Below are 24,853 nucleotides of genomic sequence, written 5' to 3'. Positions count from 1 at the left end.
ACTCAGTCGCGTACGAGCTTCTTCACGGCCGTCGGTTCCGGGAAGCCCTGCTCGCGCCGGTCCCAGACCACCTCGTCGTTCACGCGGACGACGAACACGCCGCCGGTGCCGGGCTTCAGGGACAGCTCGGTGAGTTCCGTCTCGAAGGTGGTGAGCAGCTCCTGGGCCAGCCAGGCCGCACGGGGCAGCCAGCGGCACTGGGTGCAGTATTCGATCTGGACGCGCTGGACGTCTGTCATCCGAGGTGCACCGACCAATCCTGTTCCGCCGCCGGTTTGCCGTGCAGGTCGGGGACCCGCTTCAGCCAGTTCGGGCGGCCCTGCTGGGTTTTCGTCGCGCGGTCCGCGTCCTCGGCGGCGAGCTGTTCACGGCTCGGGAAGTCCGTGGGAAGCCAGTCGGCGGAGGCCTTCACGCGGGCGAGGAGATAGCGGACGTACGCCTCCCGCGCCTCGTCCGGGGTCGCGAAACCGGGTTCTTCCGCGAGCCAGGCGTCCGGCACCGCGGCGGTGACCTCGCGCAGCAGCTCCTCCGTCACCTTGGGCGCGAGCTCGGCGTCGGCGGCGCGGGTGTCCGGGGCGTAGCCGCCGAGGGCGTGGCGGCGGAAGTCGTACGCCTTCTCCGGGGCCGAGGCGTCCCAGCGGTGGTGGAAGACGAGGGCGGCGCCGTGGTCGATCAGCCACAGCCGCGGGGGCGCGATGCCGAACGTCGGCCAGACCATCAGGTTCGAGCTGTGCACCGTGCGGTCCACGTTGACCGTGAGGGCGTCCAGCCAGATCACCTTGCCCGCCTCCAGCGGGTCGACGGGGAACGTCCTGGCCATCTCCGGGGTGAAGTCCTTCGCGCCCGGCAGATAGTCCATGCCGAGGTTGAGCCCCGCGCTGACGCGCAGCAGGTCCTGGACCTCCTGGTGCGGTTCGTGCTCGGCGACGGCCGGGTCGAAGTGGACGAGGACCAGCTCGGGGAAGCGCAGCCCGAGGGCGCGCGCGAGTTCACCGACGATCACCTCGGCGACCAGCGCCTTGCGGCCCTGCGCGGAGCCCGTGAACTTCACGACGTACGTCCCCAGGTCATCGGCCTCGACGACTCCGGGCACGGAGCCACCAGACCGCAGGGGTGCGATATAGCGGGTCGCAGTGACCTCGTTCAGCATTTTCTCAGGCCATACATTTTCTTGACCTTACAATCCATGACCAACCTCAGACATCCACAACCAAGGTAATTGATGTGTGCCCGTCGCTTCCGGCCTCCGGCATGAAGTGAGCATAGTAACCGAGGGTGACAGCCGGCGAGGAGTGCCCGAGTCACCGCCCAGGTGGTGCCCGGGAGAGGCGGCTCAGGATGATCTGGTGAGTTCTTCGAGTAGGAAGATGAAGGACTCGTACGGCTGCCCGGTGGCTTGTCTCAGACCCATCTCGCACGTGCGGTTCGCCGAGAGGTATGCCTGCGCCGGAGAGGTGTCGAGTCCGGCGGCCCGTCCGGACGTCCGAAGCGGACCACAGGGGTGCAACATGGCAGGTTGCAATGACCTCGTTCAGTATTTTCTCAGGCCATACATCTCCCTGACCTGACAATCCGGCGAGGAGAACACGGCTGTCCCCTGCTTCGGGAAGAAGAGGAGCCGTGTTCTCCTAGCCGCGGAATGTCCCGCCCGGCCTCAGACCGGGTTGGAGGGAACGGAATCCTGCGGCGTGAGGGCCGGCGGGCCGATTCGCGGGTCGGTGGGGCGAGGGACGTAGACCGGGGAGTCCGATTGGTAGAAGAGGTCGATGTCGGCTTCCTCGCCGCCGACGATCAGCGTGTCCCACGCACCGCTTTCCTGGAGCGTGCGAAGCGTGGCCGGGTCCAGCGTCAAGAGGTGGTCGCGCAGTTCCTCGTCGGTGGGCATACCGGGGAGACGGGTTGCGAGGCGCTCGCGTATCGCTGTCATGCGCTCCAGCAGGGCGTCGAGGGACGCGTGCTCGGGTTCGGAGCCGTCGCCGCGTTCCGGTTCCATGCTGCGGGCGATGATGTCCTTGATGGCCCGGGTGACGCCCTGTTCGTCGGTGGTGACCATGGCGTTCCAGGCCCGGCTCTTGTGCCGGTACTGAAGCATGGACATGGCCGCCTCGTGCCGGATGAAGTCGGCGTCGCGCAGCGGCTTCCCCTGCCATGTGCGGCTGAGGGAGCGAGCGAGCGAAGTGGCGGAGGCGAGACCGCTGTTGAGACCGCGCCCCGGCCAGAAGTGGATGGCGTTGGCCGCGTCGCCCAGCAGGAGGCCGTACGTGCCGGGGCCCGTCGCGGTCGGGCGGCTCAGCTGCGCCGTGAACCGCGGGCGCTGCACCATGTCCAGGCGGAACGACGTGATCGCGGTGAGGTCGTTCTCCGGCACGCCGAACAGCTTCAGTCCCTCCCGGATCCGCTTCCACAACGGCGAACTGCGCAGCAGGGCGGGCAGGAAGAGGGTTCCGTGCGTGGGACAGCGGAACTCGTGGTCCTCTTCGCGGCTCATGACGCAGGGGCGAGCGGCGATGCACTCCTCGAAGACCTGACGGACCGGGTCGATGCCGATCACGTTTCGGGCCTCCTCGCGGGTGAGCCGCATGTTCAAGAAGCCCTCGCCGCGCAGCGAGTTGAGAAGAAACCTGTTCTGCGACACGGTCAGCAGGACGCTCATCTGGTCCGAGAGCGGGGACTTCACCCGAAGCCCCAGCACCACGTCCTGCAGGTGGTCGCCGTCGAGGGAGTAGATCGAGGCGTCGGCCGCGCCGAAGCGGTCGGCGTAGTGCTCCCGCGTGCGGGATCGTCCGCCTTCGCAGATCGCCAGGACGTGTTCCTGCGCGAGCCGACCCTGATGCTCCGACGGGTCGAACCGCTCCGGCACCAGCCGGATCGCGGCGTTCTTGTTCGCCAACTCCAGCAGGCGGTCCTCGATGTAGGCGATCCGGATGTTGCGGGGAGGCAGGCCGTCGACGGAGTCCGGTCCGACGGGCCACATCTCCGAATAGTCGCCCACGTCGCCGAACAGCGCCGACTGGATGTCCTCAGGCAGAGCGAGGTACTGCCGGCTCTGGACGGTCACGACCTGTTGGCGACGGACGTTTCCCTGGGTCTCGTCCTTCCAGACGACGGTGGAGCCGTTCTTGATCCACCGCCCTTCGTAGACCGTGATCGAGACCCGCCCGCGCAGCATGTTCTCCAGCGTCAGCGCGAAGGCGAGGCCCACCGGACCTCCGCCGGTGATGGTGACCCTGAGCACGCCAGGGTCCGCGGTGGCGCTCACCCGGGGTGCGTCGAGGTGGGAGAGATCCATCATCGTCTCGATGGCGTCCTCCGACTCGAAGAGGAAGGTCTCCTCACCTATTCGGATGCGGTCGCCGGAGCGCAGTGCATGCCGTGTGATGCGCTGGTCGTTGACGAAGGTGCCGTTCCGGCTGTTGCGGTCGTAGAGCACGAAGCCGGCATCCTCCTCGAGGATTTCGGCGTGCAGACGGGAGGCGTTGGCGCTGACGATCACGACGTCGTTGTCGCTCTTGCGACCGAACGTCAGTGGAGCAGCGCTCAGGACCACGCTTTGACCAGTGAAGGGGCCCGTTTGCCCCAGGATGACCGATGGCACTCATACTCCTTATGAACGACATCCAACTGCGAAAGAGAGGCCGCGCGACGCGGCTGACCCGACACGAGACCGGAGCCTTCACTCAAACGTGAACGTGACCTGGTTTAGTTCGATTCTTGCGACAAATTCGTTCCGCGCCTCGTCGCGGGGCCGCGATCCGGACACCTCGCCGCGCCGCGGGAGAACTCCGGGCACGGGACGGCCGGGACCGAGGGCCGCCCCGATCCACGCACTCGACATGCGGCGAAGAGTGGTGGAAACCTTTCCGCGGCGGCCCGTTGGGACCCTCGGCAACGCGGTGCGAGCCGTCGGTCGGTGTCCGGACGGCTTGCCTCAGCCCGTTCCGGCCTCGCAAGTCAGCGACAGAGGCACCATGTTGGACTTGCCCTGCAAGGGTGCCTTGAGCTCCACGCCGATTTCGCTCTCGAGCTTTCCGGCTTCCGCCCACGTGCTCAGGCTCACCGTGTCCTGCTTGCTGAGCCCTCCGTCATCCGAGAACACCAGCGTCCTCCAGTGCGGATCGGTCACCGAGCCGTCCTTGGACACCCACCGGTAGGAGAATTGGGCCGGGAGCCGGTCCACCGTGAACGTCGCCGTAAAGGTGGGCACCTGCTCGCTCGGCGGCGGGCACTGTCCCGAGTACGTCGTGTGCGAACCCCTCACCGTCACCCGCACCCCCAAGGTGGCGGAGGCGCCTTGGTCGTCGCCCTGTGTGCTCGCGGCGGTGGCGTTCTCGGCGTTTTTCGAGGCCGAACCCGCCCCTGCGGTGGCGTTGCCGGCGCTCTGCCGATCTCCGCTTCCGTTTCCGTCGTTCATGAGCGCATAGCCCACCCCGGCCAGCGCCAGCACGCACAGGGACACGCCCGCGGCGACGAGCGCGATGCTGCGCCGACTGCGCCGCGCGTCGACCGGGGGGACGGAGGAGGCGGGTGTTCCGGCGGCGCGCGGATCCAGCACTGCGGGATCCGCGACCGCGGGCTGTGCCCCAGGATCCGCGTCCGCCGACCGCGCCAGGGAATGCGTGATCGTGGGCTGCGCCGAAGGATCCGCGACCGTCGCCCGCGCCAGGGGCTCAGCGACCGTGGGCTGCGTCACGGGATCCGCGTCCGCCGCCTGCGCCGAAGGTTCCACGGCCGTGGGCTGCGCCGAAGGATCCGCGACCGTGGGCTGCGCCCGGGGGTCCGCGACCGCCGCCTGCACCCGGGGGTCCACGACCGTGGGCTGCGCCAAGGAATGCGTGACCGTGGGCTGTTCCCCAGGGTCCGCGGGAGCCGTTCGTGTCGTGGGCTGCGTCGAAACGGTCGGGGAGTCAGAGGATGGCGGCACGATTCCCGCGTCGGGGATGCCGCCCTTGCCGATGAGCCGCAGCTCCTGTTGCGCCTGCTCGGCGGTGAGGCGTTCGTCCGGATCCTTACGCAGCAGCCCCTCGATGACCGGAGTGAGGGCGCCGGCTCGGCGGACTTGCGGCAACTCCGCGTCCACGATGGCCCGCAGGGTGCTGAGCGGGGTGTTCTGGCGGAAGGGGGAGCGCGCCTCGACGGCCGCGTACAGCAGCACGCCGAGCGACCACAGGTCCGACGCGGGCCCGGACCGCTGGCCCAACGCCCGCTCCGGAGACAGGAACTCGGGCGATCCGACGACTTCACCGGTCATGGTGAGCGCGGAATCGCCCTCGATCATGGCGATGCCGAAATCGGTGAGCACCACCCGGCCGTCCTTGGCCATCAGCACGTTGGCCGGTTTCACGTCGCGGTGCAGCACGCCGGTCTCGTGGGCGGCGTGGAGCGCGGCGAGCACCTCGAGGCCGATGGACGCGGCACGCTGCGGGGAGAGCCGGCCCTCGGCCTTGAGCAGGTCGGCCAGCGACTGACCGCGGACCAACTCCATGACGATCCACGGGCGGCCCTCGTCCATGGCCACGTCGTAGACGGTCACCACGTTCGGATGCGCCACCCGGGCCGCAGCCCACGCCTCACGCTCCAGCCGCGTGTACATCCGCTCGATGTCGTGCGCCGCCAGTCCGGCAGGCGCCCGGACCTCCTTGATGGCAACCTCGCGGTGCAGCACCTTGTCGTAGGCGCGCCACACGGTGCCCATGCCGCCCGCGCCGAGGGGCGACAGCAGACTGTAGCGGCCCGCGATCACACGCTCGCTGCCCGACTCTTGGGACACGGCGTCCTCATTGGCCATCGGAGCGATTCTCCCTTTCCCTACCCAAGCTGCTCGTCAGAGCGCGGACATCGCACGTGGACCATGCACCTGGCCCGCCCGGCAAGCAGGGCACGGACGGAGTGACCCCACAGTGGAGGAACCCGCGGCGACCCAACGGACTAATCCGACGGTGATCGTACCGTCGTTTACCGGACGCGGGTGCCGACGTGTGCGCGGCACCGCCCGGGTCGAAACGCTCCATCCTCACGTTCATCTGTCGTCGCCTGTTGTTCACCTCGCCAGGTCGTCGGGTCGGTGGCGGAGGTGTGCCCGAATCCGGTGGCTGCACGGGAGTTGAGCTGGTCGGTCGCCAGGGTGGGAACGTGAAGAGGAACCCGGTTCTAGGCGCGGGCCAGCGGGTTCGGCAGCGGGAGGTAGCGGGCGTCCGCGCCGTCCGCGCCCGTCCAGCGAAGCAGCAGGTTCGTCTTGCCGGGGAGCGTGGGGGCGGCGAGCAACTCCGTGATCTCGTGCGCGATCCCGGGCAGGCCGTGGTGGGCCAGCTCGGTCCGTACGGCGGGCCACGGGTCCCAGCCCGGGTGGCCCTCCGCGAGCAGGGCGGCGAGTTCTGACACGTTGTTGACGATCAGGCAGTAGACCAGCCGCTCCCATCCGACGGCCCGGTCCACGTCCGTGAGCAGCTTCACGCCCTCCGCGTCCCGGAACAGCGCCTGCACGGGGATGCCGTCGGCGTCCACGGCCACCACCGTGTTCTGCAGATGCGCCTCCAGGACGACTCCGTGCCGCGCGAACGCCTCCAGGGCCGGGGGGACGACCTGGCGCAGATACGCCGTCCACCAGGCGGACGGGTCGGCGAGACCGTCGAGGGGGCTGCCCTCGAAGCCCTCGACAAGGGCGGCGGCGAGGAGCGGGGTCGCGCCGGGGACGACATGCTCGCGCAGCCCGTCGCGGACGAGGACCGCGAGTTCTTCGAAGGCGAAGTCGGCGGTGCGGTAGCCGCGGTCGCTCAGCCAGCCGGCGCCCGTGCTCGCGCCGGTCCTCGTGGTCGTGGTCGTGGTCGTGCTCGTGCTTGTCCCCGTGGTCTTGGTCGCGAACGCGGCGGCTGTCGCCTCGTCCGTACGGCGCAGTTTCAGCAGGTCGTGGCGCCACAGCCGGCGGATGTCGTTGGTGATGCGCACGTCGAGGCTGAACTTGACGAAGACGTCGTCCTCGGGGGCGTAGAGCGTGCGGATGGCGGCCGTCGGCCACAGCGGGCGCGCGGTGCGGCCGAGGCGGATCAGCCGGCCGTCCGCGAAGGCGGCCCGGATCTCCGGGAGGGCGCCGACCAGGTCGAGCTGCCAGGGGTGGGCCGGAAGCAGCCGGTAGCCCTCCGGGGACGGCCCGAAGTCGTCCAGCGCCGAGGTGTCGCCCTCCTCGACGACCGCGTCCTCCCGCACGCCGAGCAGCTCCAGCGGGAAGCGGGCGTACGCCTCGGGCGCGTACGGCAGCCAGCCGGCGACGGGGCCACCGCCCCGGGCCTTGGGCGCCGGGTGGTACGGGTGCCCGGTGATCAGGGACTGCTCGGAGCGGACGTACGGGTCCGCGGGCGGCGCCGCGTGCAGACGGGCGGCGAGCAGCGCGGCCACCGCGTCCCGGCTGTCGATCATCTCGGCGGGCAGCTCGGGGTTGGACAGACCGGTGAATCCGCGCAGTTCCTCGGCGGTGAGTTTGACCAGTTCGGCGTGGGTGAGCCGGTGCCAGGCCCCGTCGGCGTACACCTCGGGCGCCGCCGGCCTGCGCGTCCCCCGCACCCGCAGCAGCCGCCCGCTGGAGCGGAGCCGGAACACACCGGAGCCCTCCGCGGGCTCCCCCACCTCCCGCAGCAGACAATTGAGCAGCGGCGCGGCGGCGTACTCGTCGGCGGCCTCTTCTATGTCGTCCCTGAGGTACCTGGGGGGCATGGAGTCCACGCGTTCCATTCATTCCATACGGTGCACTGGTGATCAGTATGTCTGTCGGCGCGGGCGACCGCGACGCGCAGTCCCCGTACCCAAGGAGCCCGACCGTGCACCGTCCCCCCACGCCCGACGCCGAGGCAGCGCTCGCCGACGAGCTGAGCGCCGTACGCCCCGCCCTCGCGGCGCCGTACGCGGCCGGGCTCCCCGGCGCCCGGGCGGCCGTGCTGAGCCGTCTGTGGCGGGCGCTGGCGTATGAGCCGATGCCGTGGATCGCGCGCCGCGAACCGGGGGCCGCCGGGCTCACTCTCCACCTCACCGACGGCCGCCGGCTGCACGGCCCGCGCCCGGATCCGTACGCGACCACCTCGTACGTCACCGAGGTCCGGCTGGACAACACGGTGTACGAGCGTCCGGCGCGGCTCATGACGGGCCTCGGCGTACCGCACGCGACCGCCTTCGCCGTCGAGCTCGACGACAGTGTCGCCTCGTTGGCCCTGTCGCGCGCGAACCAGCCCCCTGTCGACCATGAGCCCCTGAGCAGCTGGGAGTGGGAGCAGCGGGTGGTCGACGGGCATCCGTACCACCCCAACTGCCGTTCCCGGCCCGGGTTCTCAGTGGCCGAGCAGCTCGCCTACGGGCCGGAGCACCGGCCGGTCGTGGAACTCGGCCTGGTGGGCGCGGACGACTGTCTGGTCCGGGGTGAGTGGCCCAAGTGGCTGCGGGACGAGGACCGTTTCCTGATCCCCGTCCACCCCTGGCAGCTGGCGCACGTACTGCGCACCACGCCCCAGGAGGCCGTCCCCGCACACCCGTTGATGTCGCTGCGCACCCTCGCCCTGCCCGACGGACCGCACGTCAAGACCGCGCTGAGCGCCCGGCTGACCTCCTCCGTGCGGGACATCTCGGTCTACTCGATCGAGACATCGGCGACGGTGTCGGCGTTCGCGGAGGACATGGCGGCCCGTACGGACGGCCTGCTGCACGTCACCCGCACCCTGGGCGCCGTCACGGCCCACTCCCCCGACCTGGCGGCGGTGCTGCGCGAATCCCCGGACGTGTACGCGCAGCCGGGCGAGCGCGTCCTGCCCGTGGCCGCCCTCGCCACCACCGAGCTGCCCCGATCGGCCGCCTGGCTGGCCGACTTCACCCGCCTCGCGCTCACCGTCTGTCTGCGGCTGCTCGACCTGGGGGTGGCCCTGGAGGCGCACGGCCAGAACCTCCTGGTCGTACTGTCCGCCACCGGCGCCCCGGTCCGGCTCGTCTACCGCGATCTGGCCGACATCCGCGTGAGCCCGGCCCGGCTGGCCCGGCACGGCATCCCGGCCCCGGCGCTCTCCGGACGGATCGTCACGGACGACGTGACCACCCTGCGCCGCAAGATGTTCGGCTCGCTGATCGGCGGCACGCTGGGGGCGACGGCCGGTTCGTCGGCCGTACTGCGGGAGGTCCTGGAGACCGTCGTACGGGATCTGCCGCGCACCCCGGACCTGGCTGTCCTGCTCGACGAGCCGCTGCCGACCAAGGCGTTGAGCCTGATGCGGCTGTCTCCGGAGACTCCGGGGGACATCTGGGCGCGGCTTCCCAACCCGTTCGACACCCAATAGTTCGTAGATCGTTTTGAAGCCCGGCACCTTTGCTCCATAGGATCCTGCGATGATCACAAGACAACGGCTGGCGGCAGGAGTCTGCGCCCTGCTCGCCGCCCTGACGGCCGGGATCGCCTTCCCGACCGGAGCGGTCGCCGACGAAACGGCGGAGCAGGCCGCTCCCAAGGTCGAACTCGTGCTGGACGTCAGCGGTTCGATGCGGGCGCGCGACATGGACGGCGGGTCGCGCATGTCCGCGGCGAAGCAGGCGTTCAACGAGGTGCTCGACGCGACACCCGAGGAGGTCCAGCTCGGCATACGGACCCTCGGCGCCAACTACCGCGGCAACGACCGCAAGACGGGCTGCAAGGACACCGCCCAGCTGTACCCGGTGGGCACACTGGACCGCACGGAGGCGAAGACCGCCGTCGCGACGCTCACGCCCACCGGCTGGACGCCGATCGGTCCCGCGCTGCTCAAGGCGGCCGGCGACCTCGACGGCGGCAACGGCACCCGGCGGATCGTGCTGATCAGCGACGGCGAGGACACCTGCCAGCCGCTCGACCCGTGCGAGGTGGCCCGCGAGATCGCCGCCAAGGGCATCGGGCTCACCATCGACACCCTCGGGCTCGTGCCCGACGCCAAGACCCGCGACCAGCTCAGCTGCATCGCGGACGCGACCGGGGGCACGTACACCTCGGTCCAGCACAAGGAAGAACTCACCGACCGTGTCGGTCAGTTGGTGGAGCGCGCCGCCGACCCGGTGGTGACGCCGGTCGCCGTGCAGGGCGCCACCGCCTGCACGAGTGCCCCGACGCTGAAGTCCGGGCTGTACACGGACCGCGAGGAGTTCGGGCAGCACCGCTACTACCGCGTGGACGTCAAGCCGGGCCAGGAGCTGCGCGCCTCGGTGAGCGTCGCGGCCGACCGCGAGGTCAACCCGGACTACGGGGTGTTGCTGCGCGCCGTCACCGTGCACGGACGTGAGATCGTGCGGGGCGAGGCGGCGGGCAACGGCCGTACCGACGTCATCTCGACCGGTCTGCGCTATCCCAAGGCCGAGAGCGACGACGAGAACGCCCCCGCCGAGACCGTGTGTCTTCAGGTGTCCAACTCCTTCTCGGCGGCGAGCGGCGTGAAGACCACGCCGGGCATGCCGGTGGAACTGACGGTCGACGTCGTGGACGGGCCGGACCAGGCGAGCGACGTGGCCTCCTTCGGCCTCGGCCGCGGCTGGTGGCTGCTCGGCGCCCTCGTGCTCACCGGCTTCCTGGCGGGTGTGCTGTGGGGCTGGGTCTCGCGCCTGCGGATCGCGGTCTGGAGGACCAACTGATGCGTGTCAGAAGAGTGTTGAGCACCGCCCTGCTGCTGCTCGGGATCGCCGCGGCGCCCGCCGCGGCAGACTCCTCGCCCTCCGCGAGCCCCTCGGGCGACAGCGCCGCGCCGACCCAGGCCGGCACGTCGTTCCGTACGGCGACCGAGATCGAGCAGGGCCGGCAGGCCACCGCCAGCGGGTCCACGGGCGACTACCTGTACTGGTCGTTCCCCGCGGACGCCGGGCAGCGGCCCACCGTGAAGGCGACGGTGAAGCTGCCGGAGGCCTCCACGCGGCACGCCGGCCAGACCTGGCAGCTCGACGTCTACGACGGGCTGCGGCGCCGCCAGGCCTGCCAGTACGGGGCACAGACACGTACGGCGGCGCAGGACGCGGCCTCCGTGGAACTGGCCTGCACCTTGCGCACGGTCCGTTCCTGGTCGGAGACCTGGGCCAACGACCCGCTGCCGGGCACGTACTACGTCCGGCTGACCGTCACCGGGCTGCAGGCCTCCGACCTGGGTCTGCCGGTCGCGGCCGAGGTCAAGGTCGACTCCAAGGACATCGGCGGGGCGGCGGCGGTGGACGGTTCGCTGGCGAAGCCGCTGGTGCCGGGTATCGCGACGAGCGCCGGGAAGTCCGGCTCCGGTTCGTCGACGGCCACGCTGTCGTCCATCGAGCCCGACGACGGCTGGGCCTCCGGCTGGTGGTCCGACCGCTGGGTGTGGACCGCGATCGGCGGCATCCTCGCGGCGCTCGCGGGCATCGGCGGGTACGCGCTGACCCGGGGGTCGGGACGGCCTTCCCGGGTGCCGCCGGGTGCGTAGGAGCACGTAGGCGTCCGTGACGGCTCCGTGACGGCGAAGGCCCGCCGTGCCCCCTCGGCACGGCGGGCCTCGTCCCCCGCCCGGGTTCCGGTCCGGTGAGGTGCTGGGGCGTTGTGCGTTGTTCGTTGCGCGTTGTGCGTTACCAGCAGGCCGGGAGCGTGTTGGTCTCGCTGCCGATGGCGGTGTCCTTCATCCAGCCGTACTCCCCGTTGTCGGCCTCGGTCCACTCCCAGCGGTAGGGATGCGGACCGCCCACGTACTCGTCCGGGTTGCCGCCGTCGTAACGGCACTCGAACCAGCTGGGGTTGGAGTACATGTGGCCGACGATGCGGCTGGAGTCCGGGTAGAACCGGGCCAGGTCCTTGTAGCCGTAGACCGGGGCGCCGGAGCGGTTGTTGCACCACCAGTGGCTCCCGCTGTACCAGCAGCCGCTCGCGGCGGACGCGGAAGGTGCGGCGGTGGTCCCGAGGCCGACGGCGAGCGCCGCGGCGCTGAACAGCACCGCCAGAGGCTTCTTGATACGCATGCGAGTCACCCTGTGGCCGCCGCCCCGCCGCCCGCAATGTTTTCGAACGCGCTGGAAGTGTCTGGCGCGATCGGCACGCGACGGCTACGGGGACCGTACCGGCGTCACTCCCCGCGCAGCACCTTGGCCAGAGTGCTCTCCCCCGTGACCTCGATCCGTCCCGCACGCACCGCGTCCAGCACGGTAGAGATCCCGCGGCTCACATCCGTGCAGGTTCCGGTGTCCAGGCTCAACCGGACGTCCGGCTCCTCAGGGGCGGGCCCGTCTCCGTACACGGGTCCCTCCTCGGCGCCCAGCCACACATGGAACTCTCCCTCCTCCAGGCGGACTTCGACCAGCCCTTCAGCGCCCTCCCCCGCCAGGCCCCGCAGCAGCGGCAGCGCGAACCAGTGCGCCCGTACAGCGTCCGTGGCCCCGCGCTCGCCCAGCGAGGGCGCGCCCCACTCGCCGAGCGCCTGCAGCACGGGCAGCAACTCCCGCCCCCTGCCGGTGAGTTCGTAGACGTACGCGGCGCCCGGCGGCGGCAGTCGGCGCCGGGTCGTCAGTCCGTCGCGCTCCATGTCCTTGAGCCGGGAGGCGAGGACGTCCGTGCTCACGCCCGGCAGATCCGCGTGCAGATCGGTGTAGCGGCGCGGGCCGCCGAGCAGCTCGCGGACGATCAGGAGGGTCCAGCGGTCACCGACGGCGTCGAGCGCGCGGGCCGCGGAACAGTACTGGTCGTAGCTTCGGCGAGGTGACATGCGACGCAGTCTAGACATGTTGTTGGACTTTCCAAGCACTCACTTGGTAAAACCAAGCAACACCACGAACCGGAGGACACAACGCATGGAGTTCCGGCAGTCGAGCAAGCTCAGCGAGGTCTGTTACGAGATCCGCGGCCCGGTGATCGAGCAGGCCGACGCACTGGAGGCGGCAGGCCACAGCGTGCTGCGCCTCAACACCGGAAACCCCGCGGCCTTCGGTTTCGAGGCGCCGGAGGAGATCCTCCAGGACATGATCCGGATGCTCCCGCAGGCGCACGGCTACACCGACTCGCGCGGCATCCTCTCCGCCCGCCGCGCGGTCGCCCAGCGCTACCAGGAACGGGGTCTGGAGGTCGGCGTGGACGACGTCTTCCTCGGCAACGGCGTCTCCGAACTGGTCTCCATGGCGGTCCAGGCGCTGGTGGAGGACGGTGACGAAGTCCTCATCCCCGCCCCGGACTTCCCCCTCTGGACGGCCGTCACGACCCTCGCGGGCGGCAAGGCCGTCCACTACCTCTGCGACGAACAGTCGGACTGGTACCCGGACCTGGCCGACATGGAGTCGAAGATCACCGACCGCACCCGCGCGGTCGTCATCATCAACCCCAACAACCCGACCGGTGCGGTCTACCCCCAGGAGATCATCGAGGGCATCCTCGACCTCGCCCGCCGGCACGGCCTGATGGTCTTCGCGGACGAGATCTACGACCAGATCCTGTACGACGACGCGGTCCACCACTCGGCCGCGGCGCTCGCCCCCGACCTGGTGGTCCTCACCTTCTGCGGCCTGTCCAAGACGTACCGGGTGGCGGGCTTCCGCTCGGGCTGGCTGGTGGTGACGGGTCCCAGGCAGCACGCCCGCAACTACCTGGAGGGCCTGACCATGCTGGCCTCCATGCGACTGTGCGCCAACGCGCCCGCCCAGTACGCCATCCAGGCCGCGCTCGGCGGCCGCCAGTCCATCCACGAACTGACCGCGCCCGGCGGCCGCCTCCACGAACAGCGCAACCGTGTCTGGGAGAAGCTCAACGAGATCCCGGGCGTCTCCTGCGTCAAACCCAAGGGCGCGCTGTACGCCTTCCCCCGTATCGACCCCGAGGTCCACAAGATCCACGACGACGAGAAGTTCGTCCTGGACCTCCTCCTCCGCGAGAAGATCCAGGTCGTCCAGGGCACCGGCTTCAACTGGCCCCGCCCCGACCACTTCCGCATCCTCACCCTCCCGCACGCCGACGACCTGGACGCGGCGATCAGCCGGATCGGACGGTTCCTGGGCGGGTATCGACAGTAGGGCCGCCGTATGGCGCACTCCGACCTGCGGACCGCCGGGGGGCGATGACACCGTACGGAAGGAGTGACAGGACCGGAGAAGGGTGTCGGCCATGGGTGACCTGCTCCTCGTGCGGCACGGCGAGACCGAGTGGTCCTTGTCCGGGCGGCACACCGGGTCGACCGACATCCCGCTGACGGAGAACGGCCGCGAGCAGGCCAAGCGGCTGGCCCCGCTGGTCGCCTCGCACCACCTCGCGGCGGCGTTCGTGAGCCCGATGCAACGGGCGCGGGAGACGGCGCGGCTGGCCGGGGTCGAGGGGGCGCGGGTGGACGCGGACCTGTGCGAGTGGGACTACGGCGGGTACGAAGGGGTCACGACCGTGGAGATCCACCGGACCCGGCCCGACTGGTTCCTGTTCGACGACGGGGTCGCGCCGGGGCCGCCGGAGCATCCCGGGGAGAGCCCGGAGCAGGTCGGGGCACGGGCGGAGCGAATGCTCGCCAAGGTCGACGCGGCGCTCGCCGAGGCGGAGGGCAGTGTCGTCCTCTTCTCCCACGGGCACTTTCTGCGGGTGCTGACCGCGCGGCGGCTGGGGCTGCGGGCTTCGGACGGCGCGTTGTTCCAGCTCGCCACCGGGACGGTGAGCCGGCTGAGCACCGAGCATCGGCGGCATGTCGTGGCCGGCTGGAATGTCAGACCCTCGTCGTAGTCTTCGAGTGGGTTCCAGAGGGCCGGGGACGGGGTCGGCCCAGGGGGGCGTCGCGCCTCGGCTGCGGGCCGGTGGGGGCCGTTCGCGCGGTTCCCCGCGCCCTGACGGGGCGCTGCGGCCGATGTACGGAAAGGGGTGCCGTCATGACACGACCGCCGACCGTCGCGCAGCGGCGTGTCATCGATGCGGCGGACCCGGTGACCGGGCGGCTGAAGGGGACCGACACGCAGCTCGCCGCACTGGTGAAGCGGGGGCTCGCCTTCCGGCATCCGCGGCCGCCGCACGACCACTTCCTGACGCCCGCCGGGCACCGGATACGGGAGGCGCCCGAGCCGACGGCGGCCCCTGAGCCTCCCGCCGCCCCCGCCGACTCGGGCGTGTTCACCGCGCGGATCGGCGGCGAGGAGAACGCCATGGGCGGCCCCTCCCGCACACGCGAGGTGCACAGTGCCTGGCAGGGGCTGCTGGAGCTGCGGCGGATGACCCATCGGGACGGGGCGGTGGACCGCCCGTGCGGATGGGAACGTACGCATCTGGTGCAGGCCGCCGCGCTCGCTCTGGAGGCCGCCGGGCACCGACCGGCGGAGGGGGAAGGCCCCGGCTATCGGGTGCGGGCGACTCCGCAGCCGGAGGCCGTCGCCGTGCGCGAGCCGGATGCCGAGGCGCTGCGGGCCTGCGCGGCCACGCTGGAGAAGGCGGGCTGGCAGGTCGGCGAGCACACGGAGCCGCGTACGGGAGCGCGGTATGTGCTTGCCTCACCCCGGCGGGCGTGAGGTCCCTCGATCCCCTTCCACCCCTCAGTAGAGTGGCGCCCATTCCTGCCGTCGCACACACGATCGAAGAAGGGAATGTCATGGCTGAGCCGTTTTCCGTGCCCGTGACCGTCCGCGGGTACGAGACCGACATCCAGGGTCATCTGAACCAGAGCGTGTATCTGCAGTACGCCGAACACGCCCGCTGGTGCTTACTCGACGCGGCCGGGATAGGCCAGACCGATCTGATCTCCAAGGGTGTGGGACCGGTGACCCTGGAGACGACGATCCGCTATCTGCGGGAGTTGCGTGCGGGGGACCGGACCGAGGTGACCTGCGCGTTCTCCTGGGGTGAGGGCAAGACCTACCGGATCGGGCAGACGATACGGAAGGCGGACGGCACGGTGGCCGCCGAGTTCACCGCGGTGGGTGGGCTGCTGGACCTCAAGGAGCGCAAGTTGGTCGCGGACCCCCGCGTGTACTTCCGCGCGCTGGCCGCCGATCCGGGCGTCTTCGGCCTCTGAGCCCACCCCGCGTGGCGCGGTCTACGCGTCCAGCAACTCCGGGCTGTGCTGGGCGTCGTAGGCCGCGCGCGACTCGGCGATCGTGACGCGGTGCCGCTCCGCCCAGTCCGTGAGAGACAGCAGGGTGGCGTGCAACTCGTCGGCCACCGGTGTGAGTTCGTACTCGACCTTGGGCGGGACCATCGGGTGGACGGTACGGGTGAGGAGCCCGTCGCGCTCCAGATTGCGCAGCGTCAGCGTGAGCATGCGGCGGCTGATGCCCTCGATGCTGCGCTCCAGTTCGGTGAAGCGGATCGGGCCGTGTGCGGCGGCCACGATGATCTGCACGCTCCATTTCCCGGCGACCCTGTCAAGAACTTCGCGGACGGGGCACGCCTGCGCGTGCACGACCTGCGGGGTAACACCGGTGTTCCCTTGGGACATTGAGGTGCCTCCTTATGCCGATCTCCATGGTCACTCACGATGAACCCCGTTACAAGTCGTGCACCTACGGAAGCGCGGCGCACACGTGGTCGCATACATGGAGGTCGTCGTCATGCCGTTCCGGACCGAGTCACCGTCCGAGCCGCCGGTCCCCCGACCGTACTCCCGCTGGGCCTCGCTCGTCGTCCTGTGCGCGGGCACCCTGATGACGATCCTGGACGGGAACATCGTCACCGTCGCGATGCCCGCGATCCAGAGTGATCTGGGGTTCTCGGGGCCGGGGCTCGCCTGGGTGGTGAACGCGTATCTGATCCCGTTCGGGGGGCTGTTGCTGCTCGTGGGCCGGCTCGGGGACCTCGTGGGGCGCAGGCGGATGTTCGCCGCCGGGCTCGTGGTGTTCACGGCGGCGTCCGTGCTGTGCGGGGTCGCCACCGGCCGGGGCCTGCTGGTCGCGGCCCGCGCCCTGCAGGGTGTCGGCGGGGCGATGACCTCGGCCGTCGTCCTCGGCATGCTGGTCGCGCTCTTCCCCGAACCGCGTGAACAGGCCCGCGCCATCGCGGTGTTCAGCGCGGTCGGCGCGGCGGGCGGGGCGCTCGGCACCTTCCTCGGCGGGGCGCTGACCCAGACGGTCGGCTGGCACTGGATCTTTCTGATCAACCTGCCGATCGGAGTGGTCGCGTGGCTCGCCGCGATCCGGATCCTCGCCCCGGACCAGGGAGTCGGGCTCGGCAAGGGCGCCGACTATCCGGGCGCGGCGCTGGTCACAGGCGCGCTGATGCTGACGGTGTACACGATCGTCGGCACCGGCGACCGGAATCCGGGGACCACGCTCGCCCTGGCCGTGGTCTCGCTCGGCCTCTACGTCGGCTTCTTCCTGCGTCAGGCGCGGGCCGCCCGTCCGCTGCTGCGGCTGCGGCTCTTCCGCTCCCGCGCCCTGAGCGGCGCCAACGGGGTGCAGATCCTGATGGTCGCGGGGATGTTCGGCTTTCAGTACATCGGCGCGCTCTACCTCCAACGCGTCCTCGGGTACAGCGAGTTGGCCACCGGCACCGCGTTCCTCCCCGCGCCGATCGCGATCGGGGTGCTGATGCTGACCCTGTCCGCGCGGACGATCGCCCGGTTCGGTCCCTACCGGGTGCTGCTCGCCGGACTCGTCCTGATCACCGGAGGCATGGCCCTGCTGAGCCGGGCCCCGGCCGACGGCTCGTACGTCGCCGACGTACTGCCGGCGATGCTGCTGCTCGCCGCCGGTTTCGCGGCCGCGATGCCCGCGGTGACCGGGCTCGCCATGACGGGTGCCCGGGAGGACGACGCGGGACTGGCCTCCGGGCTCTTCAACACCACGCAGGTGGTGGGCGGTTCGCTGGGGCTGGCCGTGCTGACGACGCTGGCGGCGAGTCGTACGGAGCGTCTGACCGGCGGGGGCGAGGGGGCCGTGGCGGCCCTGGCGGACGGCTACCGACTGGCGTTCACGGTGGCCACGGGGATCGCGCTGGCGGCCCTGGTCCTGGCGGCGGCGATCCTGCGGCCGGGGCGGGAACACGCCCCGCACGTCTCCCCCGCCCGGCCCGAGCGAGGGATGACGCGCCTTTCCCCTCGTGACCGGTCCTGACCAGGACTGCACGCTCAGCTCCTGCCCCAGGGGCACCCGGCAGCCGTGGGAGGAGCGCCAACTCGGCCTCGCCGGGCGGGTGTACGCCGTCCGGAATCTCTGGTAGGAAACTTTCCTAACAGTACGTGGACGCAACACTCCCCTCATCGGAGGTACCGTGCACACCCCCCACATAGGTCCCCAGCTCCACACCTCACGGCGCACCCTGCTCACGCTGATCGGAGCCTCGCTGGTGGCAGGCCCCCTCCTCGCGACCCAGTCCCAGGCCGCCGCCTCCGGCGGTCTGGACGACCCGGCGAAGAAGGAGATCGCGATGAAACTGGTCTCCAGCGCGGAGAACTCCTCGCTGGACTGGAAGGCGCAGTACAAGTACATCGAGGACATCGGTGACGGGCGCGGCTACACGGCCGGCATCATCGGCTTCTGTTCGGGCACCGGGGACATGCTGGACCTGGTCGAGCTGTACACCCAGCGCAAGCCGGGCAACGTCCTCGCCAAGTACCTGCCCGCCCTGCGACAGGTGAACGGCGGCGACTCGCACCAGGGCCTGGACCCCGGCTTCCCCGCCGACTGGCGCAAGGCCGCCCAGGACACCGCGTTCCAGCAGGCCCAGAACGACGAGCGGGACCGGGTCTACTTCAACCCCGCCGTCGCCCAGGGCAAGACCGATGGCATCGGCGTCCTCGGCCAGTTCACCTACTACGACGCCATCGTGATGCACGGCGACGGCGGCGACAGCACCAGCTTCAGCAACATCCGCAGGCGTGCCCTGGCCAAGGCCAAGCCGCCGGCCCAGGGCGGCGACGAGGTGACGTATCTGAACGCCTTCCTCGACGCGCGCGTCTGGGCGATGAAGCAGGAGGAGGCCCACTCCGACACGACCCGGGTCGACACCGAACAGCGGGTGTTCCTGCAGAAGCGGAACCTGAACCTCGATCCGCCACTGAACTGGAAGGTGTACGGGGACAGCTACCACATCGGCTGAGACCGAGACCCGGCCCCCGGGGTGCGGATCATCCGGCCCCGGGGTGTGGATCCTGCCCCGGACCGCTACGCGCCCACCACCGCGGGGCCGGGACCGGTGCGCCGGTCCACGATCTCCTCGCCCGGCTCCATCGGGGCCGTGACCTCGTCGTCGTCCCGGTTTCGGCCCAGGTGGTTGAAGACGAGGTTGAGCACGACGGCCGCCATGCACCCCGTGGAGATCCCCGAGTCCAGGACGATCCGCGCGGTCTGGGGGAACGCGTGGTAGAAGTCCGGCGCGGTGATCGGGATGATCCCGACGGCCAGCGACACGGCGACGATCAGGACGTTGTTGTCCTTCTCCAGGCCGGCCCTGACCAGGGTCTGGATGCCGCTGGCCGCGACCGAGCCGAACAGGACGACGCCCGCCCCGCCGAGGACCGGGCGCGGTACGACGGCGATCAGCGACGCGGCCATCGGGCACAGGCCCATCAGCACCAGGAATCCGCCGCCGGTGGCGACGACGTACCGGCTGCGGATCCGCGTCATCGCGACCAGCCCGATGTTCTGCGCGAAGGCGCTGCACATGAAGCCGTTGAAGAGCGGGCTGAGGGCCGAGCCGAGGGTGTCCGCGCGCAGGCCCGCCGCGATGGTCCGCTCGTCGGCCGGACGCTCGACGATCTCGCCCAACGCCAGCATGTCCGCGGTCGATTCGGTCATCGAGACCACCATGACCACGCACAGCGAGAGGATCGCGGCGAGCTGGAACTGCGGGGCGCCGAAGTGGAACGGGGTCGGGAAGCCGACCACGTCCGCGTCGGTCACCGGACCGAAGTCCGTGACACCGAACGGGATCGCCACCAGCGTGCCGATGACCAGGCCGAGCAGCACGGCGATCTGCTTGACGAAACCGCGGGTGAAGCGGCGCAGCAGCAGCACGAGCACGAGCGTGGCCGCCGCGAGGCCCAGGTAGGTCGGCGAACCGTAGTCGTGCGCCGCGGGATCGGGTCCCTGCGCCCAGCCGAAGGCGACCGGCAGCAGCGAGACACCTATGAGGGTGATGACGCTGCCGGTGACGACGGGCGGGAAGAAGCGGACGGCCTTGCTGAAGAAGGGGGCCGCCACGAAGCCCAGGACGCCCGCGACCATCACCGCGCCGAAGATGATCGGCAGGGCGTCGGACCTGTCCTTGGTGGAGGCGACGACGGCGGTCATGGGGGCGACGCCCGCGAAGGTGACGCCGTTGACGAACGGCAGCCGCGCTCCGATCTTCCAGAAGCCGAGGGTCTGGAGGAAGGTGGCGAGGCCCGCGGTGAACAGGCAGGCGCCGGTGAGGAAGGTCAGCTCGGTGGGGGACAGACCGACGGCGGCGCCGACGATCAGGGGTGGGGCGACGACTCCCGCGTACATGGCGGCCACGTGTTGCAGACCCGTGGTGGCCATCTTGAGTGCGGGCAGTTTCTCGTCGACGGGATGGGTGGTCACGGCGGCTCCTCCGGGCGGGTAACACGTCGGCTCTGACGTGGGTTTCAGGAGGTGGTGCGCGGTCGTGCGGGACCGGGGGACGGAACGCCCCAAAAGGGGCGAGGGTGACCGTTCCGGGGCGCGCACGTCCATGCACGCCCCGGAGACGGCCGCCATGGACCCCGCTCGGGTCCACGGCTACCGGCCGAGGGCCGTCCCCCTCAGCCGGAGATCAAGTGCCGGACGGGTCCAAGTGCCCTTACGGCCCAAGGAGATTGCGTACGGCGATCAGGCCTCCGCGGCGATCCGCGCGAGGCGCTGTGCCTCCTCCCGCGTGGCGCGGGCGATGGCGTCCTCGTCGACGTGCAGGAGCCGGCCGTTCTCCACCACCGGCTCGCCGCCCACGAGCGAGAGCGTGACCGGGGCCGCCGCGCCGAAGACCAGCGCGGTCACCGGGTCGGCGATCGAGGCGTGCGCGAGGGTGTCCAGCTTCCACAGCACGAGGTCGGCGAGCTTGCCCGGCTCCAGGGAACCGATCTCCGCCGCCCTGCCCAGGACCTGGGCGCCGCCGTAGGTGCCCAGGCGCAGCGCCTGACGGGCGTTCAGGGCGGCTTCCCGGTGGGCGCCGAGGCGGTTGATGAGGAGGGCGTTGCGCAGTTCGGTGTGGAGTTCGCCGGACTCGTTCGAGGCGGTGCCGTCGACGCCGAGGCCGACCGGGACGCCGGCCGCGAGCATGTCCGGGACGCGGGCGATGCCGGCCGCGAGACGGGCGTTGGACGAGGGACAGTGGGCGACACCGGTCTTCGTACGGGCGAAGGCTGCGATGTCGGAGTCGTTCATGTGGACGCAGTGCGCCATCCACACGTCCTCGCCGAGCCAGCCGGTGGACTCGAAGTACTCGGTCGGGCCCATGCCGAACAGCTCCTTGCAGAACTGCTCCTCCTCCACGGTCTCCGAGCCGTGCGTGTGCAGTCGTACACCCTTGCGGCGGGCCAACTCGGCGCCCTGACGCATGAGCTCGGTGGAGACGGAGAAGGGCGAGCAGGGCGCGACGGCCACCTGGGTCATGGCGCCGAAGGAGGGGTCGTGGTGCTCGTCGACGGTCGCCTCGGTGGCGGCGAGGGCGCCTTCGAGGGTCTCGACGGCGAAGTCCGGCGGCAGCCCGCCGTCCTTCTCGCTGCGGTCCATGGAGCCGCGGGCGAGGGTGAAGCGGACGCCCATCCCGCGGGCGGCCCGGATGATGGCGCCGGACAGGTCGCCGGAGCCCTGCGGGAAGACGTAGTGGTGGTCCATGGCGGTGGTGACACCGCCGCGGGCCATCATGGCGAGGGAGCCCTGCGCGGCGGCGGACACCATCCGCTCGTCGATGCGCGCCCAGGTCGGGTAGAGCGCGACGAGCCAGTTGAAGAGGTTGTGGTCGGTGGCCAGGCCGCGGGTGATCCACTGGTAGAAGTGGTGGTGGGTGTTGACCAGGCCGGGGGTCACGAGGTGGCCCGTGGCGTCGATGCGGCGTACGACGTTCTCCAGGCCCTCCGGGGCCCGGCCCGCGCCGAGCGACTCGATGCGGTTGTCCGCGACGACGACATGGCCCGACGCGTACTCGGTGTCGCCCGCGTCCACCGTCGCGATCGCACAGTTCTCGATGACGATACGCCGGACTTCTGCCGATGCTGCCATGGTGCGTCCTTCTTCGTTTCGAGGGGTGGGCACGGCAGGACCCTAGGAGGTTTGAGTGCCGCGGCTGTCGACGCCACGGGTGCCGAAGGAGGGGCCTTCGCCAAGGCCTCGGAGGCTGGCTCAGAGGTTGGTGAGGTCCACCGGGATGTGCGGCTCGCAGCCGTCGCGCAGGATGGTGGCCTCGATCAGTCCGTAGGGCCGGTCGGCCGCGAAGTACACCTCGTTGTCGTTCTCGAGCCCGAACGGCTTGAGGTCGACCAGGAAGTGGTGCTTGTTGGGAAGGGAGAAGCGGACCTCGTCGATCTCGCTGCGGTTCTCGATGATCCGCGAACCCATCTGGTACAGGGTCTGCTGCAGCGACAGGGAGTAGGTCTCCGCGAAGGCCTGGAGCATGTGCTTCCTGACCTGGTCGTAGGACTTCTCCCAGTTGGGCATCTTCTGCTCGTCGCCGGTCCAGTTGAAGCGCCAGCGGCCGGAGACCTGGGTGGCCAGGATGCGGTCGTACGCCTCGGGGAGCGTCGTGTACTTGTCCTTGACGTAGCCCCAGAACTCGGAGTTCGTCGAGTTCATCACGACGAGGTCCTTCAGCCCCGAGATGACCTCCCACGACGAGCCGTCATAGGTGATCTGGGTGACCCGGGTCTCCTGGCCCTTGCGCACGAAGGAGTGCTTGACGTCGTCGGCGCCGATGAACCTGGAGTTGGCGTCGGAGGTCCCGATGCGCTCCCAGGCGTACTCCTCGATGCGGATGCGCGCGGTCCTGATCGGCTCCTGCGAGGTCACGAAGTGCCGGGCGAGGTGGATGCCGAACTGTTCGGCGGACTCGATGCCGTACTCCTTGGCGAAGGCGTACACCGTGTTCTTGGTGGTGTCCGTCGGCAGGACGTTCGCGTTGGAGCCCGAGTAGTGGACCTCTTCCATGTCGCCGCTCAGCGCCACGGACACGTTCAGGTCCTTGATGTGGTGCGTCGCGCCGTCGCGGGTGATCTTCACGACGCGGTTCTCGGCCTTGCCGTACTGGTTCTGTCCCAGCATCACAGGGCGGCCGCGGTGGGAATGGTCAGTCATTTCTGCTAGCTCCCTCGGTAAACGGAGTAGCCGAACGGGTTGAGCAGCAGCGGTACGTGGTAGTGCTCGCCCGGCCTGACGGCGAAGGTGATCGTCACCTCGGGGAAGAACACTCCGCTCGCACCGCTGTCCCGATTCGCGGGGGCGTCCTGCTGCGCATCGGCTTGCTTCTTCTCGAAGTACGCCTCGACCTCGAAGTCGAGCCGTACATGGGTCGTCCCCTCCGGCAGCGCCGGGAGGTCCTTGCACCGCCCGTCCGCGTCGGTCGCGGAGCCGCCGAGCTCCCGCCAGTCCGCCGTGCGGCCGCCGCGGGCCGCGAGCCGGACGGCGACGCCCTCGGCGGGGCGTCCGACGCTGGTGTCCAGGATGTGCGTGGACACGGATGCGGTGGTGTCGGTGCTCATACGTTCTCCTCCTCCACGAGACGGGTCAGCCGGATGCGGTTGATCTTGCCCAGTTCGGAGCGGACGATCTCGCGCTCCCGCTCGGACGAGTTGCCGATCCGTTCCTTGACCGCGTCGCGCATCTGCTCGCCGGTCCGGCCGGTGGCGCAGATCAGGAAGACATGGCCGAACCTCTCCTGGTACGCCAGGTTCAGTTCGAGCATCTCCTCCTTGAGCCCCGCGGAGGCGCCGGCCATGCCGCGCTGCTCCCGGGAGGAGGTGGGGTCCCCGGGCTTCGGCCGCCCGATCGGCGGGTGCCCCGCCATCGCCTCCGCCAGGTCCTCGGCGGTCAGCTCGGCCATGGCGGCGTCGCTCGCGGCGAAGAGGTCGTCGGGGGTGGTGTACGGGCGGTGGGCGAGCAGGGTGCGCACCCAGGCCGTCGACGCGCACGCCTCGTGGAGGGCGGCGTGGGCCGCGTGCTCCTCCAGGGCGTTGAACCGGGCGAGGCCGCCGGGTGTCGTACTCGAAGTCACGGGAAGCCTCCGTGGCCTTGTGCTGGACGGGCTGCGGCTAGCTAACGCCCTCGGAAACACCACGTCAACACTTTGTTGAAAAATCGAGGTAACAACCGTCGCCTCGCGCGAGGCGACCACCGCCGCCGCCCTGCGCTCAGGCCTCCTTCTCGCGGTTCAGGTAGTTGTAGACGGTGAAGCGGCTGACACCCAGCGCGCTCGCCACCGTCTCCACGCCGTGCCGCACCGAGAAGGCTCCGCGGGCCTCGAGCACCCGTACGACCTCCTGCTTGGACTTGCGGTCGAGGTCGGCCAGCGGCTTGCCCTGCTTGCGCTCCAGGGCGGCCAGGATGTGATCGAGCGAGTCGGCCAGCTGCGGCAGCCGTACGGCGACCACGTCCGCACCCTCCCAGGAGAGCACGACGTCGTCGGGGCCGGCCCGGTCGGGCGCCACCATCTCGCCCCCCATGGCGTCGACCAGCGGCTTGACCGCCGCGACGAAGGGGTCGTCTCCGATACCGGTCACTTATCGCCCTCCCCGACCGCGTTCACCTGCAGCGAGACCCTGGTGGCGCCGGCCGCCAGAGCCCGGCGCAGCAGCGCGTCGACCGCGGTGAGCACCGCGTCCGCGTCCCCCTCGGCGGTGTTGCCGAACGGGCCGACGTCCACGGCGTCCAGTTCGGCCGCCTCGATGACCTCACGGGCGACCAGCGCGTGCGGGGGCGCCTCGTCGAGGTCGAAGGGCTCGGTCGTGAACTCCACTCTCAATCGCACGCGCTCAACCTACTGCGCGGC

The 24,853-nt window shown here is 70.4% G+C and carries 24 protein-coding genes; 9 read left to right on the top strand and 15 right to left on the bottom strand.

All coding sequences use genetic code 11. From position 1 onward, the window contains the following. Nucleotides 1–2: 2 nt before the first annotated feature. From KVT44_RS33255 to KVT44_RS33235, 5 genes are all read right to left on the bottom strand, one after another. Entirely contained in the window at nucleotides 3–239 is a 237-nt protein-coding gene (locus KVT44_RS33255) for a SelT/SelW/SelH family protein (RefSeq protein ID WP_217570952.1), read from the bottom strand. After that, nucleotides 236–1,150, bottom strand: a complete 915-nt coding sequence (locus KVT44_RS33250) for a HipA family kinase (RefSeq protein WP_217570951.1) — start codon at nucleotides 1,148–1,150, stop codon at nucleotides 236–238. The genes KVT44_RS33255 and KVT44_RS33250 overlap by 4 nt, the downstream gene beginning before the upstream one ends. A gap of 504 nt (nucleotides 1,151–1,654) precedes the next feature. Further along, nucleotides 1,655–3,595, bottom strand: a complete 1,941-nt coding sequence (locus KVT44_RS33245; protein WP_217570950.1) for an FHA domain-containing protein — start codon at nucleotides 3,593–3,595, stop codon at nucleotides 1,655–1,657. 333 nt (nucleotides 3,596–3,928) lie between these two features. Further along, on the bottom strand, nucleotides 3,929–5,785 hold the full coding sequence (locus KVT44_RS33240) for a serine/threonine-protein kinase (RefSeq protein ID WP_217570949.1): 1,857 nt from the start codon (nucleotides 5,783–5,785) through the stop codon (nucleotides 3,929–3,931). Between the two features lie 362 nt (nucleotides 5,786–6,147). Next, nucleotides 6,148–7,704, bottom strand: a complete 1,557-nt coding sequence (locus KVT44_RS33235) for an IucA/IucC family protein (RefSeq protein ID WP_254650210.1) — start codon at nucleotides 7,702–7,704, stop codon at nucleotides 6,148–6,150. Between the two features lie 104 nt (nucleotides 7,705–7,808). Here KVT44_RS33235 and KVT44_RS33230 point away from each other — a divergent pair, with 104 nt between their 5' ends. Genes KVT44_RS33230 through KVT44_RS33220 form a run of 3 tightly spaced genes read left to right on the top strand, consistent with a single transcriptional unit; the run spans nucleotide 7,809 to nucleotide 11,429 of the window. Beyond that, nucleotides 7,809–9,305, top strand: a complete 1,497-nt coding sequence (locus KVT44_RS33230; RefSeq protein WP_217570947.1) for an IucA/IucC family protein — start codon at nucleotides 7,809–7,811, stop codon at nucleotides 9,303–9,305. A gap of 49 nt (nucleotides 9,306–9,354) precedes the next feature. Next, complete coding sequence (locus KVT44_RS33225) at nucleotides 9,355–10,620, top strand: VWA domain-containing protein (RefSeq protein WP_217570946.1); 1,266 nt, start codon at nucleotides 9,355–9,357, stop codon at nucleotides 10,618–10,620. Further along, nucleotides 10,620–11,429 (top strand): hypothetical protein, encoded by an 810-nt coding sequence (locus tag KVT44_RS33220; protein WP_217570944.1) that lies wholly within the window; start codon nucleotides 10,620–10,622, stop codon nucleotides 11,427–11,429. Before KVT44_RS33225 ends, KVT44_RS33220 begins: the two co-directional genes overlap by 1 nt. Nucleotides 11,430–11,568: 139 nt before the next feature. Here KVT44_RS33220 and KVT44_RS33215 read toward each other — a convergent pair whose 3' ends face one another. Continuing rightward, nucleotides 11,569–11,955, bottom strand: coding sequence for a hypothetical protein (locus tag KVT44_RS33215; RefSeq protein WP_217570942.1), 387 nt, complete (start codon nucleotides 11,953–11,955; stop codon nucleotides 11,569–11,571). A gap of 104 nt (nucleotides 11,956–12,059) precedes the next feature. Continuing rightward, nucleotides 12,060–12,695 carry a helix-turn-helix domain-containing protein gene (locus KVT44_RS33210; protein ID WP_254650209.1) on the bottom strand — a complete coding sequence of 212 codons (636 nt, stop codon included), beginning with the start codon at nucleotides 12,693–12,695 and terminating at the stop codon, nucleotides 12,060–12,062. An 85-nt stretch (nucleotides 12,696–12,780) separates the two neighbouring features. Here KVT44_RS33210 and KVT44_RS33205 point away from each other — a divergent pair, with 85 nt between their 5' ends. The 4 genes from KVT44_RS33205 (at nucleotide 12,781) to KVT44_RS33190 (ending at nucleotide 15,956) form a co-directional block, all read left to right on the top strand. Then, nucleotides 12,781–13,989 carry a pyridoxal phosphate-dependent aminotransferase gene (locus tag KVT44_RS33205; RefSeq protein ID WP_101401694.1) on the top strand — a complete coding sequence of 403 codons (1,209 nt, stop codon included), beginning with the start codon at nucleotides 12,781–12,783 and terminating at the stop codon, nucleotides 13,987–13,989. Between the two features lie 91 nt (nucleotides 13,990–14,080). After that, nucleotides 14,081–14,680, top strand: coding sequence for a histidine phosphatase family protein (locus KVT44_RS33200; protein WP_217570938.1), 600 nt, complete (start codon nucleotides 14,081–14,083; stop codon nucleotides 14,678–14,680). A gap of 143 nt (nucleotides 14,681–14,823) precedes the next feature. Then, a complete protein-coding gene (locus KVT44_RS33195; RefSeq protein ID WP_217570936.1) occupies nucleotides 14,824–15,453 on the top strand; it encodes a hypothetical protein in 630 nt (209 codons plus the stop codon). Between the two features lie 80 nt (nucleotides 15,454–15,533). After that, entirely contained in the window at nucleotides 15,534–15,956 is a 423-nt protein-coding gene (locus KVT44_RS33190; protein ID WP_217570934.1) for a thioesterase family protein, read from the top strand. Nucleotides 15,957–15,977: 21 nt separating this feature from the next. Here the strand turns inward: KVT44_RS33190 and KVT44_RS33185 are convergent, their stop codons facing one another. Further along, nucleotides 15,978–16,379: a helix-turn-helix domain-containing protein gene (locus tag KVT44_RS33185; RefSeq protein WP_075032875.1), complete on the bottom strand. Its 402-nt coding sequence runs from the start codon at nucleotides 16,377–16,379 to the stop codon at nucleotides 15,978–15,980. A 112-nt stretch (nucleotides 16,380–16,491) separates the two neighbouring features. Here KVT44_RS33185 and KVT44_RS33180 point away from each other — a divergent pair, with 112 nt between their 5' ends. Together KVT44_RS33180 and KVT44_RS33175 are read left to right on the top strand one after the other, a co-directional pair. Next, a complete protein-coding gene (locus tag KVT44_RS33180; RefSeq protein WP_254650208.1) occupies nucleotides 16,492–17,991 on the top strand; it encodes an MFS transporter in 1,500 nt (499 codons plus the stop codon). A gap of 157 nt (nucleotides 17,992–18,148) precedes the next feature. Next, the gene (locus KVT44_RS33175) at nucleotides 18,149–18,976 is read left to right on the top strand and encodes a chitosanase (protein WP_308314183.1); all 828 of its coding nucleotides are present in this window, start codon (nucleotides 18,149–18,151) and stop codon (nucleotides 18,974–18,976) included. A gap of 65 nt (nucleotides 18,977–19,041) precedes the next feature. Here the strand turns inward: KVT44_RS33175 and KVT44_RS33170 are convergent, their stop codons facing one another. From KVT44_RS33170 to KVT44_RS33140, 7 genes are all read right to left on the bottom strand, one after another. After that, nucleotides 19,042–20,439: a nucleobase:cation symporter-2 family protein gene (locus tag KVT44_RS33170; protein WP_190171455.1), complete on the bottom strand. Its 1,398-nt coding sequence runs from the start codon at nucleotides 20,437–20,439 to the stop codon at nucleotides 19,042–19,044. A 267-nt stretch (nucleotides 20,440–20,706) separates the two neighbouring features. After that, entirely contained in the window at nucleotides 20,707–22,095 is a 1,389-nt protein-coding gene (locus tag KVT44_RS33165) for an 8-oxoguanine deaminase (RefSeq protein ID WP_190171456.1), read from the bottom strand. A gap of 120 nt (nucleotides 22,096–22,215) precedes the next feature. After that, complete coding sequence (pucL, locus tag KVT44_RS33160) at nucleotides 22,216–23,163, bottom strand: factor-independent urate hydroxylase (protein ID WP_190171457.1); 948 nt, start codon at nucleotides 23,161–23,163, stop codon at nucleotides 22,216–22,218. 5 nt (nucleotides 23,164–23,168) lie between these two features. Next, nucleotides 23,169–23,567: a hydroxyisourate hydrolase gene (gene uraH / locus KVT44_RS33155; protein ID WP_060894368.1), complete on the bottom strand. Its 399-nt coding sequence runs from the start codon at nucleotides 23,565–23,567 to the stop codon at nucleotides 23,169–23,171. Then, entirely contained in the window at nucleotides 23,564–24,079 is a 516-nt protein-coding gene (gene uraD / locus KVT44_RS33150) for a 2-oxo-4-hydroxy-4-carboxy-5-ureidoimidazoline decarboxylase (protein WP_217570932.1), read from the bottom strand. Before uraD ends, uraH begins: the two co-directional genes overlap by 4 nt. A 136-nt stretch (nucleotides 24,080–24,215) precedes the next feature. Continuing rightward, nucleotides 24,216–24,584, bottom strand: a complete 369-nt coding sequence (locus KVT44_RS33145; RefSeq protein ID WP_075032871.1) for a helix-turn-helix domain-containing protein — start codon at nucleotides 24,582–24,584, stop codon at nucleotides 24,216–24,218. After that, nucleotides 24,581–24,832, bottom strand: a complete 252-nt coding sequence (locus tag KVT44_RS33140) for a hypothetical protein (protein WP_054237051.1) — start codon at nucleotides 24,830–24,832, stop codon at nucleotides 24,581–24,583. Before KVT44_RS33140 ends, KVT44_RS33145 begins: the two co-directional genes overlap by 4 nt. Nucleotides 24,833–24,853 lie beyond the last annotated feature (21 nt).

It is taken from the genome of Streptomyces sp. GbtcB7 (assembly GCF_019091445.1).
Taxonomy (GTDB): Bacteria; Actinomycetota; Actinomycetes; order Streptomycetales; family Streptomycetaceae; genus Streptomyces; species Streptomyces mirabilis.
The sequence above is the reverse complement of the archived record's forward strand: the minus strand, read 5'-3'. Positions and strand labels throughout refer to the sequence as shown.